Below are 22,252 nucleotides of genomic sequence, written 5' to 3'. Positions count from 1 at the left end.
AAGAGCGGCCGGGTACGTTGGCCGGTCATGGACGACTACGCGCACCCAGGCTTGGACGAGATCGACTCTGCCCCCATGGAGCAGACAGGCGAGGTCTTGCGCTGCTCAGCCTGGAGGAGGCGATGCCGTACGGACTGTGCGCCTCGCCAAGTGCTGCTGCGGCACGGTCCCTGACTTGGCTGGCCCCGGCCACCTTCGAAAACGGAGCCGGGATCCCAACGCACCGACGGCGAGAGCTGTAACCAACCCGACTCGGGCCTGTTGCGAAAGTACGTGCGGCAAAGGATGAGTCGTAGTACTCCTGAACAGTCCCAGAGCCACGTCTGTTCTCACATGGAGTCACCCGATGACCGTTCGTCGAGTCGTACCCAACATCCAGTCAGAGGCCGCGCAGGAGAGCCGGGACTTCTATGGCTTGCTGGGCTTCGAGGAGGTCATGAACCACGGCTGGATCATGACACTCGCGTCGCCGTCCAATCCGGCGGCGCAGGTCAGCTTCATGGCCAGCGACAAGACGGCGCCGCTCACCCCCGACATGAGTGTGGAGGTGGACGACGTGGATGCTGCCTACGCGGCCATGCAGGAGCGCGGTGTGGAGATCGTCCATCCCTTGCAGGACGAGGAGTGGGGGGTACGACGGTTCTTCGTCCGCGACCCCAACGGCCGTGTTGTCAACGTGCTGGGTCACCGCTGACGCACAGGGGGCCACTCCCTGCCCGGCCGGGAATCGGTCGGTGCGCAGGCTGCGTCGTGCGTCTAGCAGGTCCCGGGTCACATCGGGCGTGCTCACACGGGCAGGTTCCCGCTGTACATCATCCGCAAGTCGCTGTCGGGGACTTCGGGGCCCTGGGGGCGCAGTCCGGAAGATGTCGGCGGCCGCTCCTCCCAGTTGGGGCGTCTTCAAGGCATTGGGCGGCGCCGACGCGGCGGCCTGCTCGCGGGTGGGGGCGGCCCGCCGGCCCTGCAGATCGGCGGTGACCCGAACGACGCCCGCAACCTCCGGGTCGAGCCGGCCGACCCGGGCCACAAGCCGGGCTCGGGCGTGAACAACCTGAAGGACCCGGTGGAGACGAAGCCGCACACGGCGGTCTGCTCAGGGAACGTCACCCTCAAGGCCGCACAGCGGGCCATCGCCACCGACTGGACCCCAGCGCTCAGCCAGCTCGGTCTCGCCTGACACGCCGGTCAGCGTGTGCTGGCCCGGGCAGCTGGACCGGTCGAGCCGCGGTGCAGCCGGCGACACCTGACTGGCGAAGGGCTTCGTTTCTTGATCGTGAGCGTGTCGGTCCACGGATCCGCCGACCCGATCAGGTGCGAGGTTGCGGCGAACGGCGGCGGGCAGGCGCGTGGTGCATCCCACCGCAATATCACACGATCGTCGCCAGGTGCCATGGACACCAAACGGTGCACTGTACGCCAAGTTGAGTGCGCTCCTTGCACATGACGTGACCTGTGCAGTGACGGAATATGAAGGACGCGGCCGGACCCGGCTAAGGAGCAGGCTGAATGCCGTGGTATCCCGTGTGGGCACCGAATTGGTCGCGCGGGAGTGCTCCGCCGGTACGGGTCCCCTGCGCTGCCTATTCGATCAACGGGAGAGATGGAGCCTCACTCGTGAACGCTCGCAAGCACATTGTCCTGGCCGTCTCCGCGGCCATCCTCGGCGGTGGTCTCACACTCGCCACAACCTCCGGAGCCACCGCATCCGACTCCCACTCGAGTTCGGCGGCGACCACCGTACAGCATCGTTCGTCGAGGCAGGCGCAGACCAGTCCCGCGAGCCGCTGTTGCTGAGCTGCCTTTTGATCTTCTTGGCGCGGTTCACCGCGCCTTCGGTGCCGCCGGAGCTCCAGCGCACGGTGAGGCCGATGGTCACGGCGTCGAGATCCCGGAGCAGGTGAAGGGCGAAGCCTGTGAGGCCGGGCAGTTGGCTGACGTCGACGGCATTGATCCTGGTGGGAAGCGTGTCACCGAACCGGTTGGTGAGGATCTCGCCGAAGCCCCGGACACGTTCCGCCGAGGCCGGGCAGCGGCCGTCCGCGCTCAGATGGACTTTCGTGGTGAAGCGGCCGCGCGAGCGGCCCAGGCCCTCACCTGGTGCGGCACCTCCACCGGGTGGCCGTGCGGCTTCTGCCATGGCCTTTCGTCCTGGTGTTCTGCCGTTGCGGCTCCCTTTGATGCGGGGCCGACGGCGGTTCGGTGCGGGCGCCGGCGGCGTGCTGGTGCGCACGCACACTGGTGGAGTCCACGGAGGTGTTCCAGTCGATCTTGCCCGCCGCATCGGCTGTGACCTGGACCTACTCCAGCAGACTCGCCCATGTCCCGTCAGCCGACCACACCCGGTGCCGTTCGTAGACCGTTTTCCATGGCCCGAAGCGTTCGAGCAGGTCACGCCACTGCACCCCGGTGCGTACTCGATACAGGATGCCGTCGATCACCTGGCAGTGGTCCCGCCACCGGCCGTTACTCATGGGCAGGAACGGCTGCGGCAGGTCCCACGCCTCGTCCGTCAAGTCCCCGCGAACGGTCATGCTGCGGAAAGGGAGTTCTGCCGTCTGATCGGCACGGCCTACGCTTCCGTGATCGATGACACCGCATATCCAACGTAACGGGGGTCTTGGTGTGAGCGTGAACAGCGGCAGCGGACCTGCATCGTGGGAACGGTTGCCTGGCTACGTCTTCCGGCCGTATCGCGGCCACCACGACCATGACGGGATGGCCGCTGTGCGGCTGGGCTGTGCACAGCGGGATCGGATCGACGCCCGCTCGGTTGTGGAGGGGCTCCCCACGGCAGCCGAGATCGCCGAATCCTGCACCAAGCTGGACGACCCATCCGAGAACCAGGTCTTGGTGGAGCACGACGGTGGCGTCGTCGGCTACTCAACGATCAGGTGGTGGCAGGAGCGGGACGGGACGTGGTTGTACCTGCACCGCGGCTACCTGCTGCCCGAGCACCGCGGCCAGGGCATCGGCTCAGCCATGCTCAACTGGGCAGAATGCCGTATCCGCCAGCTCGTGCAGCGGCATGGAACCACAGAGACGGCTGTGTTCGGCGCGAGCGCCATGGCCTCTGAACAGGATGCAACGACGCTGCTGCTCGAAACGGGATACCGGCCTGTCTTCAGCCTGGTAGAGCTGGAGCTGGTCGATCTCCGACAGCTCCCCGACGGCAAGCCGTTGCCAGCCGGCATCCGAGTCGGTGCCGTCGATCCGAGCGGCTACCGCGCGGCCTGGAAGACCGTCGTCGATTCGTATGCGAATGCCGCCTTTACAGAAACGTGGACGTTCGAGAGCTTCCTTGCCACAGCCGACCCGACCTGCTGGCGGGCTGCCTGGGAAGGACGACATATGGCCGCGGTCGCCCTGTGCTCCATCCGTCGACACGACCCCACTGTGGGCGAAGTCGAAGAACTGAGCGTCCGGGCAGAGTCAAGGCGTCTGGGACTTGGACGGGCCCTGCTGCTGGACGGGTTGCGGTGTCTTCGCAAGCACGGTGCGCAGACCGCCCGGTTGTACACCGGGGCCGCCAATCCGCACCGGTCCTACGACCTCTACGAGAGCGTAGGGTTCCAACGCCAGAACGAGTACTTCCGCTACCGCAAGCCGATCGCCGCCTGATCTGACAGAGGTCCTCCGTAGTCTCTCGGTGGTACGGATTCCCGAAAATTGAGCCCGGCTTGATCGACCGGACAGGTCCTCAGTGCTTCGTTAGGTTCTGCCTCTGTTTCTGCCAGCACCTAGCCGATCTCCCGCAGCGCGTTGGTGGCGCAGTGCACCTCGCCGCCGCTCAGGTGCGCCCACGAGAAATTCTCCACCCAGTGCACCCTCACACCCTGGGCGGTCAGGCGGCGCTCGGCCTCGTCCCGGAAGAGATCACGGCCTGCGAGGCGGGGCCCGTGCGGCACTGGGGTGGCGAAGTCGCGCGCGGTCAGGGACAAGCCGTTGACGAGAGCGGGCGAGACCGCTATCTGGCGGCGTGTCTGGCCGTCGCCCGAGCGGTCCTTGACGTACAGCACGGGCAGTCGCACGAGCTCGTCCGGCCTCAGCCCGGTCGCCCGCAGCAGGACCTTCAGCTGTCCGTCGATGTGCCGGGCAGCGTCCTCGTTATCCCCTGACCGCCGCTCATAGCGCAGGAACTGGCCGACCGTCGGCTCTTGGGCGGCCGCAGTATCCGCGAAGAGCCGCTGCCCGCCCTCGCCCGCGTGCTGCACCCGCTTCAGCAGGCTGATTGCCATGCGCGGATCGGTCACGGCCAGCGTCCAGCCGCGCGCGTTGTTGGCGCGTATGACATGCACCGTCTCGTCAGCGTGGCCGACGAGCAGCCAGGAAGTGTCCAGCACCACCGGTGGCTGCTGCCCCTGGGCGCGCAGCATACGGACGAACGACGGGTCCGGACGGCGATGTGCGGAGCTGCCGTAGACAATCCGGCCCCGCGGATAGGCCTCGTAGGGCGGGAGCGACTCGAAGTTGCCGGTGAAGTTCAGCAGCTCGTCCACGTTCGCGCCGCGGCGCGCGGTGAACTGCTGGACCACGCCCACGCCCGGCCCACGCAGATCCCGGTAGAGCAGCCGTCCGGCGCGGCGCAGGCTCGCCGAGCGACCGTCGTCCGACGTCCAGTAGTTGGGAGAGCGCAGCAGGATCCGTATGGTGTGCGGGCCGTCGGGCGTCGGCCTGCTGACGTATCCGGGCTCGGCGACGTCCTGGCGCCAGATGTCCCGCCACCACTGGGAGGTGCCTCGCTGGAAGCGCAGGTCGCGGTTCGGCAGGCCGGAGGCCTTCGCGGCCTCGCGCAGCGACCGTGCGAACTCCTTCCACTGGCCGGGGCGCCGGTGCGAGACCGGGACCTCGACGGGCTGGCCCACGCCCGGGCCGGGCGCGGCGGCAAAGACGTACTGCGCGCGCTGCAGATCGTGCTGCAGCAGCACCGGTGCGATATGCAGGGTCAGCTTCGCGATGCGGGTGGCGCCCTGATCGGTGACGGACAGGGTCACCGGGATGCGTCCGTCCCACCGTCGGGGATCGCGGACGATGTCGCGCCCTTCGACGGCCAGGCGTACACCATGCCGGAGCTCCTCGGCGGTAAGCGACCCGCCTGCTCCCAGCGAGATGAGCCGCCCGTTCCGCTCCACAAAGATGCGCGCATAGAGGCTCTGCGCGGCCGGCACCGCGACACGGCCGCTCGCCCCCTCCCCCACCGTCATGGGCCGTACCCGCAGCGGCGTGAGGTCCTTGGCGTCCTCGGGGCCGTCAACCGTATCGTCCGCAGCGTCGTTGCAGGCGGCGAGGCGCTCGTCCACGGCCGCATCAAGCCGGTCCAGGTCGCCCGGGCGCAGCGTGCAGCGCCGTGCGTCGTCGTCGAGGTTGGGCAGGACGACCGTGCTCTGCGGCGCCTGTAACTCCGGCTCCGTAGAGGCTGCGGCCTGCGCGCCGCCGGGCGGGACCACCGCGGCCAGCACGGCAGCACAGGCCGTCGCACGGAGGAGGGTGCGTGTGTTGAGAGGTTTGTTCATGCCTCCACTGTTCTCCCGGGCAGGACCCTGCGCCTCGGTCCCCAGGGGGAACGGTGGATGGATCTTTCGGTACAGCGCCGGGTGGAGACGTCTCCGCCCACGGGTGGACGGCAGCACGCTCTGCGCTGACGGGCCCAGAGAGTCACGGTGCCTTGACTCCGTGATCGGCCTCCAGATCTCCTACAACTACAGCAGCCCCGCCCAACTCGGCGACAAGAAGGTCGCCTTCGAAGAGGACCTGCGTCGTCCTCTCAGAGCTACCGACGAAATGGGGTTCGCGGGGTGACGTATTGGCGCCGGCATCAGTCGGTTGGGCGGCCTCCTCGTGTGCGGCTGGCCTCTCGCAGCGAAGACTGACTGTTGCCTCCGAAGGTTGGGGGGCGTCCCTTGGGGTGTTCACTTGCGACGTTGCCCCGGTGCAGGGCTTGTTCGGGCCTGCACCGGGGCGGTGGGGTCAGGTATCAGTGTTCGGGAAGTAGAAGGAGCGGAACTTCAGGTTTACGCCGCCCTCACCACGGAGCGCAGGCAGCGCCGAGCGCGATGGCGCGTGGGCGTGACAAGGGGGGCTTTACGTGGAGGGGGCTTGCTCAGGCGCTTCCGGGTTACCCAGCAAAGCCGCTGGTAGTACTGCAACGGTGTTTGTGCTGATTGTTGGGCAGCTTCATGGACTGTGCCCGCGTCGCTTGTAGTGGCTGACGCGGGCTTGGTGTTGGCGTCGTCGACGCCAGTGTGACCAGTGCGGGATGTGGTCGACAGTGACGGGCCGGCGGTCGGTGAGGCGGGTGAGCAGCCGTCTGACCTCGGCGAGACTGAGGTGGATGAGTTGGGAGGGTCCGTTTCTGCTTTGTCGGTGTCCAGTTTGCGGGCTCGCAGGACGGTCAGGCAGGCGTGGGCGGCCATGGCCAGGGTCATGTGGCGGTGCCAGCCGGGGTAGCGTCGGACCTGGTAGTCGTCCAGGCCGCACTCCTGCTTCGCGCTCTGGAAGCATTCCTCGATGGCCCACCTGCTGCCCGCGATGCGGATCAGGCCATCAAGCGTGGTTTCGGCGGGGCAGTAGGCGATGTAGGAGGAAACCTCCCCGGGCCGGCTGACGCTGCGGCGGGCGATCACCCAGTGGCGGCGATCGGGCCGGTGCCAGGGCCGGACCTCGATGCGAGCCCAGTCGTAGATCCGCCGGCCGTGAGCCCCGGTGCCGCACGATCGGCGCTTCCACTTCTGCCGAGGCAGGCCGTTGAACAGGTCGTGGACGGGGTGATCGATCGCCCAGCGGGTCACGACGGTGTCGTGCCGGGTGGTGGCCATGACGTGGAAGACATCGGCCTGCTCCAGCTCGAAACGCCAGCCCTTGGAAAAGCCGTAGGCGGCATCCGTGGTCACCCACCGGAACGGGGTCCGGTCCGCGATCGCGCGGCGGACCATCGCCTTCGCCATGGCCACCTTCGTCTCGAAGCCGACTTCGTCACCAATGCCGGCCCGGCGGCACCGCTCGCGGTCCTCCATCCAGGACGTGGGCAGATACAACCGTCGGTCGATCAGCGTCCGTCCACGCGGAGTCGCGTAGGCGAGGAAGACGCCGATCTGGCAGTTCTCCGTCCGCCCGGCGGTGCCGGAGTACTGCCGCTGGACTCCGGCCGACCGCAGTCCCTTCTTCAGGAAGCCGGTGTCGTCCACGATCAGGACGGCCTCGGGGTCTCCGAGGTGCTCGGCGACGTAGTCGCGCACGTCATCGAGTACTTCATCGGCTTCCCACTCGATCCGGTTCAGCATCCGGTGGATGCCGTCCGGGCCTGCATGTCCGGCCTGCTCGGCCAGCGTCCAGCCGTTCTTCCGCCCCAACGGAGCGATCAGCCCGCGCATATAGGGCAGCGCCGACTCACGCGGCTCCGTCCGGTTGAACCGGTGCACGAACCGCTCGTGCAGAGCGGTCAGTTCACCGGCCCACGCCTCCGTGGCCTCCGCCCCCATGGCCCCCTGCGTTCATTCATGCCTCCCCGTCCGCAGGTCCCCACTGTGACACTGGGATCCAGGCGAGGGAAGGACTCTTCGCGGCCCGTGGCGGGGTGGTGGCCTACTGCTTCCCGGACCCCAGTCAGGGCAGCCCCTGGTTGACGGACCATCAGAGATGACTCCTGTGCATCGGCAGAGGGTCTGAGTTGATCTCCTATCAGTCGGAAGCTGCGGTGGCCCACCGTGATGGTGTCGTCGGGCTGCAACCGAGCCCTCTCGACGCGACGGCCGTTGACGTAGGTTCCGTGGGGCGTGCCCAGGTCGACGACCTCGTGGATGGATGGAGTGCATCGGAATTCGCCGTGATATGAAGCGACTTCGGTCCCGCGGACGACCAGATCGTTGTCGGACGAACGGCCGATACGGGTGAGGGAGGCCGCCTTGGCGCCGTCCTGCGGCCCCGGCTGACCGGTGAAGCGAAGCTGCGGGCCCTCGGCTTCGTCGCCGAGGCGGAACACTGAACCATGGCCGGCCTCGGCCAGCGAGATGCGCTGGCCGAGGCCGTAGGTGCCGTTGGTGCTGTTCAGGTCCTCCAGGACCCAACTCGTACCGCCCCAGTAGATTTGGGCATGGTTCCGGGAGATGGCGGTCTCCTGGAACACCACGTCCGACTGCGGATCACGACCCATGGTGTACGTCCTGACGGGATCGAGCTTCAGGAAGCTTCCCTCGATCGCCAAGAACAGGGGCGGATTTCCGTACTCCACAGATGATGTCTCCCGCAGCGAGCCGAATCAGGAAAGGCGGATGGTCGCCCGGTCGCCGTCGACCTTGATGATGTCGACCACGAGGTTGTTGAGCTGTGAGGTGCCTGGGGCGGACTGCTTGGCGCTCTGAGAGCCGCTGCCGGACGCACCCGTCATGTCCACCGCGTTGGCGGAGACGCTGTTGATCTCGAGCTCGTCCACTCCGTCGGCGCCGTCGAGCTGGATCGTGTCCCCGCCGGTCACCTCGACCTGGCAGGAGTCGTGGAGGCAGGCGCTGAGGTCCGTGCCGGCCCCCGCCCCTTCGGATCCGGACCCGTCCGACGGCGCGGACGTAGTGGGCGGGGCGTCAGGCGACGCGGGCGCGTCCGACGGGGAATCCGACGCGGAGTCCGACGGAGAGTCCGACGGGGAGCCCGAGGCGGAGTCCGAGGGCGAGCCAGACCCCGGGACGCCCTTCGCGGCGGCCGCGACCGTCTTGGCGGCGTCGGCAAGCCCTGCGCCGCAACCACCGTCGCACTTGCCGGGAATCGGTCGCGCGTTGGCCTGGATGGCCGTCTTGATCTCTGCGGGCGTCAGCTCGGGGTTCGCCGAGAGCATCAGGGCGACGAGCCCGGAGACGTGCGCGGTGGCCTGGCTGGTGCCCACTTCGAACGCGAAGTTCTCGGCAGCGGGGGCGCCGGTGCCGGAGTTGAACGTGGAGAGGATGCCGTCCCCGTCGTTCTTCCTGATGTCACCTCCGGGAGCCGTGATGTCCACCTGGCCGAAGTTGGAGTACTCGGCCCTGTTGCCCTCGCGATCGGCGGCGGCCACGGTGATGATGTTCTTGCAGTTGGCCGGGGTGAACTGGCTGGCGTCCACCGGCGCGGGCTCCTTGCCGCGGTTACCAGCGGCAACGACGACCGTGCTACCGAGCTGGACGGCCTTGTCGATGGCGGACTGCACGATTGGGCTGCAATCGCCTTTACTCCCCAGACTCATGTTGATGACGTTGGCGGGAGTCTGGTTGTCGGAGACGCCGTCGACGTGTTCGCCCGCGGCCCACATGATTCCGTCGCTGATGTCGGCGTCGTTCCCGCCGCAACGCCCGAGCACCCGTACAGGCTCCAGCTTGGCCCCGGGTGCGACGCCCGCGATCCCGTTGCCGTTGTCGGACGGGGCGGCGATGATGCCCGCCATGTGGGTACCGTGCCAGCTGGAGGGCTCGTCCTCGGGCCGCAACGGTTTCCCGCCGAGGTCCTTGCCGCACTCACCCTTCTTGACCCCGTCACCCGGGTCGGAGGGGTCGTCGTCGCGGCCGTCGCCGTCGTTCGCCGTGAACGTGTTAGAGACGAGGTCGGCCCCTTGGATGACGTTGGCATCCAAGTCGGAATGCTTGGCGATGCCGTCGTCCAGCACTGCGACCGTCACACCCTTGCCCGTGGTGGTGCCCCAGGCATCCTGCACGTTCATGCCTGCCGTGGGTTCGGTCAGGTCCCACTGTTCGGCAAAGCGCGGGTCATTGGGCGACGTGACGGACTGCGCCTGCATGTGGCCGTTCGGAACGGCGTAGGCCACGTCCGGATCGGCGCGGAAATGGTCCATGAGCTTGGTGACGTCCTTGGCGGGTTGTGCTCCGCCCAGGCTCACCAGAGCCGCACCGACGCTCAGACGGCGCTCGTACGACAGCTTCAGGCCGGTCTTCGCGGCCGCTGCGCTGATTCCCGCGCGTACCGCCGTCTCAGAATGCGCCTCCTGCGCCTTCGACTTGTAACCGATGACCAGGTCGGACACCGGCTCTGAGGCCGTCGGCGCTGACTTCGGCAACACGGGGGAGGCGGAATTGCCGGACCCGGAGGAGCCCTGCCCGGCCATGGCGGTGGTCACGGCGCCGACAAGGAGCGTGGTGCCGAGCGCCGTGGCGACGAGTATTCGACCCCGCCGGGATTTGCGATGCGGATTCACTGTCTGCCTTTCGAGCGGATCGGCTCCGGGCATGCCGAAGCCGGGTTGACTGACGGTGCTGTCGAGCCTGGGACGACTCCTGCCGCCTCGGTTCGGTTGGGCCTCCGCCGTTGCCGGCGGACAGGGATGACCGTGACCCCACCGAGTGGGCGTGTTCATGCCCCGCGTCGCCAGAGACGATGAACACGCGAGCCGCGCCCTGCGTGCCGCGGCCGTACGGTGCGGAAGCTTGTTCTGGCACCGTACGACCTCGGGGACACAGCACGCTTGGCCGTGCTTCGAACTTAGGCCCGAGACTGGGGTGTTACCCATCCGTGATGTCGAACCACGGATACCTACTTAACTCCCGCTTTACGAGTGGAGGAGACTCTGCTGCGCAATTCCGTGCGGGGTGACGGTGGGCGCAAGCCGCAGCCGGCGATCTGGCTCAGGCCCGGCGAGATCTTCTAGTGCGTGACGGTCAGCTCGCCCAGCTGTTGGAAGAAGCGGCCCCCACACGGAGTCCCCGACGTAGGAGAAGGCGGCTTCGGTGAGCCAGCCCAGCTCGACGAGGTTTAAGTCGCGGGCCAGGCGCAGCCCCTGCCGCAGAACGCCGATCAGTACCGCACGGTCCCTGCGCGGCCCGTGGGCCCACTCCTGCCCCAGGGCGGCGTGCGCACGCAGGGGCGGCACGGTGCCAGTCCTGCTCGGACCACCGGTTCAAGTGCCAGCCCCAGATGGGTGGACGAAGACCTTCACAGGTCCCCGGCTCTGCGCGGCCATCGTTGACCGCCTAACCTTCAACGGCACGATCATCGCGACCCCCGCGGGCGAGCTCCTGAAGTTCCATGAGCCCCATCGCCCCCACGAACTCGATGGGGCTCATGTCCGATCTGAGTGCCTGACCGGGGCGTGGGACGAGTCCTTCGCCCAGCTCGGCGTATTCCGCCGTCGCGGTTTCGGCAAGCCACACCACCTGGTCGGGGCTCCAGTGCTGGCGGAGGCGTTCGATCGCGGCCATCAGCGCCGGGATCCCCCACACGACAAATGCGAACTGGCGGGTTCCCGTGGAGACCCCGATCTGCCTCTTGATCCGCCAGGACCGAGGACGTCGTCCTTCAAGTGTCGCCGCAACCAACTGGCGAAGACGGGTGCGACCACAGGATGAGGGCGAAGTCGGTCTGACGACGGACATGGATGGGCTGTTCGACGCCTAGCGAGTGGTGCGGAGCTGGAGATCACCGAACTCAGGCCGCCGAGTGGGCATTTCTAACGGCCCAAGCGGACAGGTTCGGTGAACGCGGGCGAATGGCTGCTGCCATGGGAGCCCCGGCCACACGTAGCTGCCCTGCCGCCGGGAAGGGATGAGATGCCGGAGCCGCTGAATCACCCCGTTGCGTGGGTGGCGTGGGGCGGTGGACTGCTGTCCGTCATCGTGGTCGTCACCGCCTTCGCCCGCATGAGAATCAGCAGGCGCTTCGGGAACCCTCTCGGCCGCCCCGCTCACGTACCTCGCATCACCGAACTCACCCCCGAACAAGAATCCATCCTTCACCCCATCCGCGACGATTGGATCCAACACGGCTTGTCCACCCGACCGGCCGACCGTCCAGCGGCCGAGGCCGCCGTGCGGCTGGCATACGAGGCGGCCGGGCTGGAGCCCCAAAGATCTTCGTGTGGCTCGATAGCCCGCTGGCCGGGTGCATCGGATCGTGGATGCTGGCCCAGATCGAGACCCAGATCCAGGTACTGCTCGAAGCGCAGGACCAGGACCAGGACTGGGCGCGGGTATGGGCGCATGCCCGGGCGCTGGCCTGGGCCCGCCTCGATCTTGTCCGGGACCAGATCCGCGACCAGATCGAGGCCCAGGTCAAGGAGCAGCTCAAGGCCCACGTCAGGTTCCAGGGCAGGTTCCAGGCCATGGCCCAGGTCAGCCGGTCCTCGGACTGGTACGAGGCCGAGAGGCACGTCCTGGGCCAGGTCAGGTCCCAAGTCGGGGAACAGGTCCTGGACCAGGCCAGGTCCCAGATCCGGGACCAGTTCGAGGACCAGGTCAGGTCCCACGTCCAGGCCCAGGTCGAAAGCCAGGTCAACTTCCGCGTCGGCTCTCAGGTCAGGTTTCAGGTAGAGGACCAGATCAGGTCCCACGTCTAGGAGCAGGTCTGGTCCTACTTCTGGCCCCTGGTCACCAGCGTCCAGCCTCAGGTCGGCAGGGCATTCCTCGGACACTATGACGCCGCTCCGTTTGCCTACCACGACGCGTTCGCAAGCATGGGCGCAACCGGAATCGAACCTGTCACCGGCCTTATGGACGTGGCCCGCAACGCAGGCTGGTGGTGGGCCATGCCGCACACCGCCGTCCTCACGGAACGCCCCACCATCCTCCACCGCGACCGCGATGGCCGCCTCCACCACGAAACCGGACCGGCACTCGCCTACCCCGACGGCTTCTCCATCCACGCCTGGCACGGAACCCGCGTTCCCGCCGACCTGGTCGAATGCGGCTGGGACACCCAGCGGATCCTCACCGAACCCAACGCCGAAGTCCGCCGCTGCGCCATCGAACGCGTCGGCTGGGACCAGTTCATCGCGGACGCCGGCCTCACCCAGATCGGCGAATCCGTCCCCGATCCCGGGAACCCGGGACACACCCTCGCCCTGTACGACGCCCCTGAAGCCCTCTACGACGAACCGGTGCGGGTGCTGCTGTGCACCAATGGCAGCGTCGAACGCGATGGGACGCGACGCAAGTTCGGCCTGACCGTGCCCGCCAGCATCGACGATCCGATCCATGCGGCCGCCTGGACGTTCGGCTGGCCCGTGGCTGAGTACCGCGACCTGGAGGTCCGACGGTAGCGCTGAGCGACAACTCACGACTCCGCCCCGGCAGTTGCGACAACCCGACACGAGAAACGGAACACCGACATGATCCTGCGAGACGCCACCACACGCTTCGACGTCGAGGTCCTCGACCACCTTGACCACGACGCCGCACTCCCCATCGTCACCCGCGCCGCCTGCCAGGGCGATATGTCCGTCCTCCGCGTCACCACTGCGGGCGCCACCACCATCGTTCCGGAAGCCGGAGTCGCAGTCGTGCGAGGCGAGAACGGTGGCAACACGCACTCCCTGCACGGCGACGGTCCGATCATGTGGGACCAGGCCGCACCGTCCGACACCGGCCTGATGCCGGGAACCCTCACCGTCCCGGAAGGTTCGACTGCGATACTGCTGCATCCTGAGCACGGCGGCCTGGCCATTGTTCCAGGGACATACCGGGTGGGTCGGCAGCGTGAAATGGCCGACATCGCGCGAATAGTGCAGGACTGATTGAGGTCTTTCAGAGGGCGGTACGTGATTTGATATCTGTTTCGCCCTTTCGGGAGGGGTAAGCGCGCTGGCTGGGGCGTCGCCGGGCGGCTACGGCCGTGGCTGGGTGAACAAGCCCTGCACGGTCTCGACCGGGATTCCGCGCTCGGTCAGCCGCTTGAGTTTCAGGCGGGTGTTGTTGATGTTGTTGGGCGCGATCTCCAGGTTCATCGCGTCGCACACCTGCCGCGCCCGCAGCGGCGCGTCGGCCGCGGCGAACACCGCCATGATCTGCTGGTAGGCCAGATGGTCCGGCAGCTTCGGGGCCGGCGGAACGGGCGGCGGAGGAGCGGGCAGCTCCAGCAGCGTCTTGCGGGTGATCCGGACCTCCTCGGCGGCCCGGCCGAGCTCGTCCAGCCGCGCGGTCAGCTGCGCGATCTGCTCCCTCGTCGCCTCGGCCTGCGCGGCGATCTCCCCTTCCCGCTCCTCCAGCACCGCCCCCGAGAGTCCGCCTTCAGTTGCCCGGCGTTGGCCTGCTCCCGCAGGTACTGCGACAACGTCGCCCGCAGCACCGCCGCCTCGCCAACCACGTCGATCAGGCTGTCCTTCGCCTGTTTCAGCTTGCCCGCCCACGTCTGCGCATGCTCCAGCAGGAGGAACAGCTCCTCCGAGGCCGGGAACCGTTCGTACGCCGGGTCCCCGCCCAGCCGGTGGAGCTCCCTCAGACGGCTCACGATCCGACCGATGTGATCGCCCCGAGGCGGATCGGCGGACGCTTCGGACGGGGCTGGCCGGCGGCCTTCGCGGTCTTCCTCACCACACTCGAAGTCTTCGCCACCAGCCAGTTCCCAATCTGGGAACCGGCCTTGACCACCCGGACCGCCGACAGCGTCGCCAGGCTCCTCCCGAACCACTCACCCTGCGGGCGGGGCGTCAGTTCGCCCGGGATCGGCCACGCCCCGCACCGGGCACCGCTGCCCGAGTCCATAGGACAAGTCGGTCGAGAACTTCCAACACGACCTCTTGGCGCCGAGACGGAAGAAAGGGCCAGGTCAACCATGCAGGAGTGGACAACAGCACGACTGCCAGGAGAGGCAAGAGAGACAACGCGACGAGAAACGGGCGCGGCAGCCACACGGGCATGCGTCAACCTCCAGGGTTCTTCCCGCGAAGGGAACTGTGCTGGATGGCGACGCGAACTGGGCACCCCAAGCGCGTGAGCGCATGGAATCTCCGGCCAGAGCCGACATCCAGAGACTGCTCGGACCCTACCCCCAAGGTCGGCTCAGCAACCGTTAGTTCAGAGAAACTGGATGGACCTCGACCAACCCGTCGAGCAGGAACGGTGCCGTCGTCCTCGCCTCTGGTGGCGCCCCTGGCGATCTTGAGTCTGGTCCGGCATGCACTACTACCCCAGCGAGCGCCAGGCGCTGTGGCGCTCGCCGACGGTGGAGGCCTTGGTTCTTTCAAGCCACCGGGTCGTGCGAGGTCCTCACCGATGTCCGCGCGAAACACCTCGGTCGCGAACGACGGGCCGGCTCCAGCACGAACAGTCATCCGAAGGCGAGCCACCGGAGGTCTTGGAGCGGTCGGCGTTCGGCAGCGTGCAGACCTGCCATGGGACCGCAAGGTGTCCGGCACGCTCAACGAGTTCCGAACTGATTCTCGCCCGGCAAGCGTAGCGGCCCGACCGGCGGGCATAGTCGACTCTGCCGTTTGCGAGTGCAGGCGAGGGGGTGGCAGCCGGCGGCCGGCACCCCCTCACCGCGCATGGCGATGCGTGGACATTGTGATCGCGGCTCCGTATGACGGCCGACGGTTGTAGCATCGCCGCCCGAGCTGCCGCCCGGTGAGGCGGCGAACTTCCACTGGGGGGTGGGGAGTTGAGTGCACCATCCGAACTCGGCGCTGGGGTACTCGTCCGTGATGTCGTACGGGCGGTTGTGAGGGACTGTGCGCCGGAGGAAGCGGTCGTGGTCGAGGGGCTGCTGCGCTACAGCGACGCCGAGGTGCTGGCCCGGCTGCGACGGCGCAGGCAACGTCGCGACCCGCTCGGCTTCGGATTTTCCGAGGTCGCTCCGCTGGTGACCCCGGTGCTGTGGCTGGCGCTGGACGGCGCCCGCAAGAGGGTGGCGGACGCGGTCGTGGACAGTGCGGCGCACGGCTCGGCGTCACTGTGGCAGCGCATCCTGCGCCGGAGATCGAAGCCGGAGGTGATCCCCGTTCTCACGCGCGCGCAGCAGGCGTTGGTGAAGGAGATGGTCCTCGACGCGGCGGTCGAGGCTGGGCTGTCGCAGCAGCGGGCCAAGCGGATCGCTGACGGTGTCGTTGCCGGTTTGGCTCTGGCCGAGCCCGGCGAGGTGCGTGATGAAAGTGACGCGGGGGAAGCCCGGTGACCACCGCCGCATCCATTCGGGCCAGGCTGGACGAACGGGTGCTGGGCGCCGGGACGAACGCCCGCTTCGCTCTGCTTACGTTGCTGCTCATCACTGCCAGCGGCTCCATGCTGCTGTCGGTGTTGTCGGCCTTGCATCCCGGCGACTACACGGGATGTGAGCTGGCGGCGGGCGCCGATCCCTCTCACGGCGCCGAGCTTCCGTCGGTGCTGCGTACAACCGGACAGGTGTTGGCGTTCCTGCCCTGCGTGGACTGGTACGCGCCGTTCCCACCGTGGTGGCAGATCCTGGCCGGTCCTGTCGTTGTCGTAGCCGTCGCCGCGGTGACCACGGCACTGCTGCCACTGTGGAAGCAGCGCCCCGGTCGCTGTATCCGTTTGGACCGCATCCCGGGCGGCGCCGAGGTAGCCGCACGCGTCAAGGATTTGGCCGAGGGCCGTGTCCCGCAGGTGCCGAGGCTGTTCGTGGTGCCCGGCGCAGCGACCAAGAGCGCCTCGGTGTTCGGTACCAACAGCAGCCCCAGGCTGGTTCTGGACGGCGGACTGGCAGCCTCCCGCACCACCGACCCGAAGACGTTCGACGCCGTCGTCCTCCATGAGCTCGCGCACATCGCCAACCGGGATCTGACGGTCACCTACGGCACCGTCGCCTTGTGGCGGACCTTCATCGTGGTGGTCATCACCCCCTACCTGCTGTGGCTGGGCAAGGAGACGTCCATCGCCATCGCGCATGGCCACGGTTTGACAGCCCTGACCGTGCGGGGTCTGGCGCTGCCAGTGGTCACCACCGCCATCATGTACTTCGCCCGTGCGGACGTGCTGCGCAGCAGGGAGCTGTATGCCGACCTGACGGCCTATCGGTGGGGCGCGCCGCTGCAGCACATCTGGGCCGCGATGCCCGCGACGGCCGAGCGGTCCCACAGGCACCGGTCAACGACCGTCCTGCTGGACCGGTTACGTGCCCACCCGAGGTGGGACATCCGCCGTGACGCGCTCGACGATCCCGCGCCGTTGTTCGCGGTAAGCGCGTTGCTGATGTTCCTGACCGGCGCCGTCGCCATGCTGTTGGGCTTCGACTTGTCGAACTACACCTCGGCTCACCCGGCTGTGCTGAGCCTCTGGCTCTCAGAGGGCCTTGCCGCCGTTCCCGCCGCCGTGACGACTGCGGTCACCACGACGGTGCTGTGGCGGGCCACGGCCCGTGCCGCGACGCTCGGCCGGCCGGCGCCCACGGGTGTGCGCGCCGGGATTTGGCTGGGCCTGGGCTTGATCGCCGGATCACTGCTCAGCGGCCAGACCACCGGGGGTCTTTGGCTGCCCCGCCGGATGTGGGTGCTGGCCCTCGTCGCGGCGGCGGCGGTCGCGTTCACATGCTGGACCTGTCAATGTGCGCGCCTGGCCACCGCATCGTGGCCGGGCCGGTCGCTGCGCTGGCCGCTGGCCGCGTGCCTGACCGCCGGTTGGCTGCTCCTGTCCGCGTGGTTCGGCTGGTGGGATAACAACGCGGCGCAGTACGCCACCGGATTCTGGTCCGACCAGGCAGGCATGCGCCAGGGCATCGCTCACTGGTTCCCCGGTCCGGGCACCGTCCACCCCGATGCGGTCGCCGTCATGGCCGAGACGATCCCTGCGCTGCGGTATGCGGCATTCAGGCCGCTGATGCCCGCCGCCGGTGTCGCGGCATGGATCACGCCTCTTGCCTTATGGGCTGCGGGCACTGCCGGCCCGGGACCGGGGTGGCTCCGCCCGCTCGGCACCACCGCACCTGGCCACCCGGCAGCGGATACCTCCGCGGCCGGGCGATGGCAGGTGCGCGTAGCCCGTCAGGCGATCGTGTCCGCACTGGTCGGCGGTGCGATCGCGGTCCTCGGTGTCGTCGGCGTCCAGGCGTGGCTGCACACCTTCCACGCCGGGCCGGGACAGCGCGGCGGCATGTACGCCTTCAGCTACGCGATCTGGTCGCTGTGGGCGATCGTCGCCGGCACCGCCGTCGCCGCCGCGCTTGCGGCCGCGTCAGCCCAATTCCGGCTGCCGGCGGCCCTGGTCGCCGCAGGTATGAGCTCCCTGCTGGGCCTGGCCGGCGCAACCGCGCTGATCTCCATCGACGGCTGCATCCAGCCGCTGGACGTTCTCAACACCGGCTGCGCGTGGCGGCCCGCCTGGCAGCAGTTGCAGCCCGGCAACACGTTCAGTCTGGTCGCGCACAGCACACTGCTGATGGCCCCGGTAACCGCCGCGGCGGTGACCGTCGTGGCAGCGTTGCTCCGCCCGGCCTGGCGAGCGATCCGCGCGAACGGCGCCATGTCAGCGCCTCGGCCCACCGCGGGCCCGCCGTCCACGGAGAGCAGAAGCCGGCTCGCGGGCAGCGCCGTGTCAGCGGTCGGCATATCCGCCGTGGCCCTCGCTACCGCGAGTGTACTGATCGCCGGAGATGCCAAGGCGTTCGTCACCCCGATGTCGCGGGGGATCACCCCCAGTGTGGAGGCCAACTTCCGGCAGACCAGCGGCCTGCAGGACCTACCGGCTTCCCCGTACCTGCGCCGGCAGCAGGTCCACGCCTGGTACCGGCTCGGGGGCCGGTACCTCCTCAAGCACGCAATCAATGACGCCAACTCCATGGTGACGCAGCTGCGCTCCACGATGCGGAACAACCGGCTCTACATCACCGCCACTTCGATGACCCGGATGCGGCCGGTGTGTCAGGACATCAGGAACGTCGCCAGTTGGGAACCCGGCGCCTACTTCCAAGTCCCCGACCTCACCGCGGAGAAGTCTTGGCACCAGTACGGCGTCACCGCGTGGAGCGGGAGCCGGGACTGCATGCAGGCCGTCGACAAGAAGGACGTCAAAGCCTTCGAGAAGTCCATGCTCGAGCTCCTGACCGCGCGCAAGAACGCGCTGGACGCCTCGAACCGGGTCGCGGCCGTCATCAGCGACCGCTCCGACCCCGTCTTCAAAGGTCAGCCGACCGAACCACCCCAGCTCCTCCTCCGCTGAGGCCAGGCTGAGCGCCGCAACCCTCCAGGGCTGGGGCATCGGCCGTCAGCGGTTGCCCTTCGCCACCGAAGACCTGTCCTGACGCCGGGCCGATTCAGCTGTGTCGCCCTCTTGGCGCGCGCACCTGCCATCGTCCCAGGAGCCGAAGCCGCCGTCCCGGTTGACCCGGCGCGTCTTCGCTCCCTTGTTGGAGTACAGACGTCCGCGGGCCAGCAGATACAACTACAGGTGCGCCAGGTCCACCAGGAGCGGCACCTGGGCTCCGGCCCGCAGCCGCAGGTCCGCCCGACTGCACACAACGAGGTCACCGGCCGTGCGGTTGTTCATCAGGTCCGCGAAGGCCCCGCACGTGCGTGACCGTCCGGTCGAGTTCGGGGCAGCGGGCGAGGATGTCCTTGAGCTGCTGGGTCTGGTCGGCGTTGGGGCTGTCGGGGCGGCGGGTGTCCAGCTGGTGACGTCCCGCGCCGAGGGCTGTCTGCGGGGCGCGCCGTCGTGGGGGCGGCTTCGCGGAGCCGTCGGGTGTACTGGCGGACGGTGGTGACGCCCGGGTGTAGCCGCGGCCGCGCAGTTCGGTGAAGAGGCGGGCGGCGGTTCGTGCAGCCCTCGTTCCACCGCTGGTGGAGGTGGGGCTTGTGCGGGTCGAGAATGCTCGTGCGGCCGGCCGACCGGCAACTCGTCCGGGCTGGTGCGTGAGCAAGGCGGCGGACGGTGTTGCGCTGTTTGTCGAAGGTCGGCGGGCGTCCGCCGCGGCTGCCGCGCCGGAGGCGGTTGCGGAGCTGGTCGGCTCGTTCGGGGATGGTGTGGGCGATGCCGCGTCGTCTGAGCCAGGTCCGGATGGCCCTGGAACTGTAGCCCTTGTCGCCCAGGACGTGATCGGGCCTCATGCGTGGTCGTCCGGGACCGGTCCGGGGCACCCATATGGACTCCATCACGGTGGTGAACTGGGTGCAGTCGGTTGTGTTGCCGCCCGTGATGGTGAAGGCGAGCGGGCGGCCCAAGGCGTCGCAGGCGAGGTGGATCTTGCTGGTCAGGCCGCCCCGCGACCGTCCGAGTCCGGGGCCGCGGCCCCCCTTTTTTTTCGGGCCCCGGCGGCGTGCTGGTGGGCCCGGACCACGGTGGAGTCGACCGATACGAGCCAGTCGATATCGCCGGCCGCGTCCGCCCCGGCCTGGGCGGACCGGAGCATCCGCTCGAACGTCCCGTCCAGAGCCCAGCGACGGAAACGGGTGTGCAGCGTGGCCCATGGGCCATATCGCTCGGGAACATCCCGCCAAGCCGTCCCGGTACGGAACTTCCACACGATCCCGTTGAGCACCGTGCGGTCGTCCAACCGCCTCCTGCCCCGCAACGACACGGGCAGAAGTGGCAGAAGGAACTCCCACTCCGCATCCGACAGTTCATGTCGACGTATCACCGGACCATGATCCACCAGGCAAGATCGTTTGAAGACACCGCCTGGGGGTCAGCTGACCGGCAGCGCGCTGTTCTCCCGCCGGGAGGCTGTGCCGAGCAATGTACGTGCGACGTCTTCCAGTGGTCCGAGCAGCGGGTTCGGGTCGCCGGCGCGCGTGACGAGTACGACCTCGCAGGGATCGGTGTCGATGACGGGCACCAGGGCGATGTCCTCGCGCACAGCGGCGCGTCGATCGCCGGCAGGGAAGATCGCGACACAGTGGCCGGTGGCGATGAGCTCCAGCTTGTCCTCGTAGCTGTCGTCGATCGCGGGCGGGGGTGGTGGCGGGCGGTCGCCGACCGGCTTGGGGGTGCTCCAGACAACCGGAGTGCTGACGCAGGCCACCAGTTCCTCGTCCGACAGAGCCCGCAGGCTGACTGCTTCCTCGTTCGCCAGAGGATGACTCACCGACGTGACGAGCACTCGCGGTTCCTCATGGAGCTTGGTCACCCGGAAGCCGTCCGTGGGGAAGGGCAGGGGCCTGTACACGACGAGGGCGTCGACCCGCCCCTCGGAGAGAGCGCGCGTGTCCCGCCAGTCGAGGTGCCGGGTGCGGACCTGGCCGTCAGGGTGCCGGCGGCGCAGTTCCTGCACACAGGCGGTGATGACCAGTCCTTCGCCGCAGCCGATGGTGACGGTGCGGGGCTGGGCGGCTGCTCTGGCCGTGCGAGCGGCTTGTTCGGCCTCTTGGAGCAGTATCCGGGCCCTGGGAAGGAATGCCTGACCGGCGTCGGTGAGGCTGGTGCCCTGTGGTGAGCGGTCGAACAGCCGGGCACCGAGCTGAGCCTCCAGTCGCTGGATCTGACGGCTCAGCGACGGCTGCGCCAGGTGCAGCCTGGTGGCGGCCCGGCCGAAGTTGCCGTACTCCGCCACGACCGTGAAATAGCGCACGAGCCGCAGATCAAAGTCCATCCGCCCAGCGTACGTCGCGCGCCGCCATACGCCTGGGACATGACGGCATACGGATCAGGTCTTGGACAGGGAGTGCGGGTGGATATTTGGCTGGAGGACATGACCACTTATGACGGCAAGAAGATCGTGATCACGGGCGGAAGCAGCGGTATTGGCCTGACTACGGCCCGGTTGTTCGCGGACGGCGGGGCGCACGTACTGATCACCGGCCGCACCCGATCCACCCTGGACGCCGCGCTGGAGCAGTTGGGGAACAAGGCGATCGCCGTCCGTAGCGACGCCGCGTCCCTGAAGGACATCAAGGCGCTGGCCGGCATGGTCCAGGAGCGGTTCGGCGCGGTGGACGCGCTGTTCGTCAACGCCGGCGTCACTGCGTCCGCGCCGTTCGACTCGACGACGGAGGAGATGTACGACGAGCTGTTCGGCATCAACGCCAAGGGCCCGTACTTCACAGTGCAGGCGTTGGCGCCGCTTTTGCGCGAGGGAAGCGGCGTGGTCCTCACCACGTCGGTGGTGAACGTCCTGGGCCTCGACGCGCTCAGTGTCTACTCGGCGAGCAAGGCAGCCCTGCGGTCGATGACGCGCACCCTGGCCCGCGAGCTGCTTCCGCGCAAGGTGCGCGTCAATGCCGTGAGCCCCGGCCCGATCGACTCGGGCATCCTGGACCGCTCCTTGCTGCCCGCCGCCGACGTCGAGGCGATGAAGGACACCTACCGGAGCACCAACCCGATGCAGCGGCTGGGGACGCCCGAGGAAGTGGCCGCCGCGGTGGCGTACTTGGCGTTCGGTGCGACCTTCTCGACGGGAACGGAGTTCCCTGTCGACGGAGGGGCTTCGCAGCTCTAGGGGCCTGCCTTCAGAGTGGCGCCGTCCGCCCGGAGGGTGGGGCCTGCGGCGTCTGGTGCGTGCGATCGCAAGGAGGAGGGTCGCCCCCTTACTGGACGTACTGGGGTCCCGACAACGCGGCGAGCGTGCGTGCCAGGCGTCGAAGGGCAGGCGGGACTTTGAAGACAGGCCCTGGCGGGGCGCCGGGCCAAGATGG

General features: G+C 68.3%; 16 protein-coding genes and 4 pseudogenes. 10 read left to right on the top strand and 10 right to left on the bottom strand.

Going from position 1 to position 22,252, the window contains the following annotated elements; all coding sequences use genetic code 11:
* Positions 1–346: 346 nt before the first annotated feature.
* Positions 347–694, top strand: a complete 348-nt coding sequence (locus AVL59_RS21095) for a VOC family protein (RefSeq protein WP_067306746.1) — start codon at positions 347–349, stop codon at positions 692–694.
* Positions 695–889: 195 nt separating this feature from the next.
* Positions 890–1,177 (top strand): hypothetical protein, encoded by a 288-nt coding sequence (locus tag AVL59_RS21090; protein WP_372450420.1) that lies wholly within the window; start codon positions 890–892, stop codon positions 1,175–1,177.
* 495 nt (positions 1,178–1,672) lie between these two features.
* Here AVL59_RS21090 and AVL59_RS56475 read toward each other — a convergent pair whose 3' ends face one another.
* Complete coding sequence (locus tag AVL59_RS56475; RefSeq protein WP_099053095.1) at positions 1,673–2,137, bottom strand: hypothetical protein; 465 nt, start codon at positions 2,135–2,137, stop codon at positions 1,673–1,675.
* A 64-nt stretch (positions 2,138–2,201) separates the two neighbouring features.
* Positions 2,202–2,531: pseudogene (locus tag AVL59_RS54515) on the bottom strand (transposase); the annotation flags it as partial.
* 91 nt (positions 2,532–2,622) lie between these two features.
* On the opposite strand from AVL59_RS54515, the gene AVL59_RS21075 reads away from it, so the two are divergent.
* On the top strand, positions 2,623–3,618 hold the full coding sequence (locus tag AVL59_RS21075; RefSeq protein ID WP_067306744.1) for a GNAT family N-acetyltransferase: 996 nt from the start codon (positions 2,623–2,625) through the stop codon (positions 3,616–3,618).
* 119 nt (positions 3,619–3,737) lie between these two features.
* Here AVL59_RS21075 and AVL59_RS21070 read toward each other — a convergent pair whose 3' ends face one another.
* The 4 genes and pseudogenes from AVL59_RS21070 to AVL59_RS21050 all read right to left on the bottom strand — a co-directional run bounded on the left by AVL59_RS21070 (position 3,738) and on the right by AVL59_RS21050 (position 10,477).
* Entirely contained in the window at positions 3,738–5,510 is a 1,773-nt protein-coding gene (locus tag AVL59_RS21070; protein ID WP_067306742.1) for a protein-arginine deiminase family protein, read from the bottom strand.
* Positions 5,511–6,302: 792 nt separating this feature from the next.
* Positions 6,303–7,475: pseudogene (locus AVL59_RS21060) on the bottom strand (IS701 family transposase); the annotation flags it as partial.
* Positions 7,436–8,224: an FHA domain-containing protein gene (locus tag AVL59_RS21055; protein WP_067306736.1), complete on the bottom strand. Its 789-nt coding sequence runs from the start codon at positions 8,222–8,224 to the stop codon at positions 7,436–7,438. The pseudogene AVL59_RS21060 and the gene AVL59_RS21055, both read right to left, overlap by 40 nt.
* Positions 8,225–8,251: 27 nt before the next feature.
* Positions 8,252–10,477 carry a S8 family peptidase gene (locus AVL59_RS21050; protein WP_079146845.1) on the bottom strand — a complete coding sequence of 742 codons (2,226 nt, stop codon included), beginning with the start codon at positions 10,475–10,477 and terminating at the stop codon, positions 8,252–8,254.
* A 406-nt stretch (positions 10,478–10,883) separates the two neighbouring features.
* Between AVL59_RS21050 and AVL59_RS51430 the strand changes: the two are divergent.
* Positions 10,884–10,967 (top strand): annotated as a pseudogene (locus tag AVL59_RS51430) (IS21-like element helper ATPase IstB); the annotation flags it as partial.
* Here the strand turns inward: AVL59_RS51430 and AVL59_RS53010 are convergent.
* Positions 10,938–11,165: a hypothetical protein gene (locus AVL59_RS53010; protein ID WP_162494760.1), complete on the bottom strand. Its 228-nt coding sequence runs from the start codon at positions 11,163–11,165 to the stop codon at positions 10,938–10,940. The pseudogene AVL59_RS51430 and the gene AVL59_RS53010 sit on opposite strands and share 30 nt — an antisense overlap.
* Before the next feature lie 695 nt (positions 11,166–11,860).
* On the opposite strand from AVL59_RS53010, the gene AVL59_RS21040 reads away from it, so the two are divergent.
* The 3 genes from AVL59_RS21040 to AVL59_RS21030 all read left to right on the top strand — a co-directional run bounded on the left by AVL59_RS21040 (position 11,861) and on the right by AVL59_RS21030 (position 13,474).
* A complete protein-coding gene (locus tag AVL59_RS21040; protein WP_159399976.1) occupies positions 11,861–12,298 on the top strand; it encodes a hypothetical protein in 438 nt (145 codons plus the stop codon).
* Between the two features lie 27 nt (positions 12,299–12,325).
* A complete protein-coding gene (locus AVL59_RS21035; protein ID WP_308281987.1) occupies positions 12,326–13,000 on the top strand; it encodes a DUF6745 domain-containing protein in 675 nt (224 codons plus the stop codon).
* A 69-nt stretch (positions 13,001–13,069) separates the two neighbouring features.
* Positions 13,070–13,474: a hypothetical protein gene (locus AVL59_RS21030; protein WP_067306726.1), complete on the top strand. Its 405-nt coding sequence runs from the start codon at positions 13,070–13,072 to the stop codon at positions 13,472–13,474.
* A gap of 90 nt (positions 13,475–13,564) precedes the next feature.
* Here the strand turns inward: AVL59_RS21030 and AVL59_RS21025 are convergent, their stop codons facing one another.
* Positions 13,565–13,948: a hypothetical protein gene (locus AVL59_RS21025; protein WP_067306724.1), complete on the bottom strand. Its 384-nt coding sequence runs from the start codon at positions 13,946–13,948 to the stop codon at positions 13,565–13,567.
* A 1,478-nt stretch (positions 13,949–15,426) separates the two neighbouring features.
* Between AVL59_RS21025 and AVL59_RS21015 the strand changes: the two genes are divergently transcribed.
* On the top strand, positions 15,427–15,849 hold the full coding sequence (locus tag AVL59_RS21015; protein WP_079146844.1) for a hypothetical protein: 423 nt from the start codon (positions 15,427–15,429) through the stop codon (positions 15,847–15,849).
* Complete coding sequence (locus tag AVL59_RS21010) at positions 15,846–18,845, top strand: M48 family metalloprotease (protein WP_067306715.1); 3,000 nt, start codon at positions 15,846–15,848, stop codon at positions 18,843–18,845. Before AVL59_RS21015 ends, AVL59_RS21010 begins: the two co-directional genes overlap by 4 nt.
* A gap of 698 nt (positions 18,846–19,543) precedes the next feature.
* Here the strand turns inward: AVL59_RS21010 and AVL59_RS54510 are convergent.
* Together AVL59_RS54510 and AVL59_RS21000 are read right to left on the bottom strand one after the other, a co-directional pair.
* Positions 19,544–20,259 (bottom strand): annotated as a pseudogene (locus AVL59_RS54510) (IS5 family transposase); the annotation flags it as partial.
* 48 nt (positions 20,260–20,307) lie between these two features.
* The gene (locus AVL59_RS21000) at positions 20,308–21,210 is read right to left on the bottom strand and encodes a LysR family transcriptional regulator (RefSeq protein ID WP_067306710.1); all 903 of its coding nucleotides are present in this window, start codon (positions 21,208–21,210) and stop codon (positions 20,308–20,310) included.
* A gap of 99 nt (positions 21,211–21,309) precedes the next feature.
* On the opposite strand from AVL59_RS21000, the gene AVL59_RS20995 reads away from it, so the two are divergent.
* The gene (locus tag AVL59_RS20995) at positions 21,310–22,056 is read left to right on the top strand and encodes an SDR family oxidoreductase (RefSeq protein WP_067306707.1); all 747 of its coding nucleotides are present in this window, start codon (positions 21,310–21,312) and stop codon (positions 22,054–22,056) included.
* The last annotated feature ends 196 nt before the right edge of the window (positions 22,057–22,252 follow it).

Source organism: Streptomyces griseochromogenes (genome assembly GCF_001542625.1).
GTDB lineage: Bacteria > Actinomycetota > Actinomycetes > Streptomycetales > Streptomycetaceae > Streptomyces > Streptomyces griseochromogenes.
This window is presented reverse-complemented; position numbering and strand designations above follow the sequence as displayed.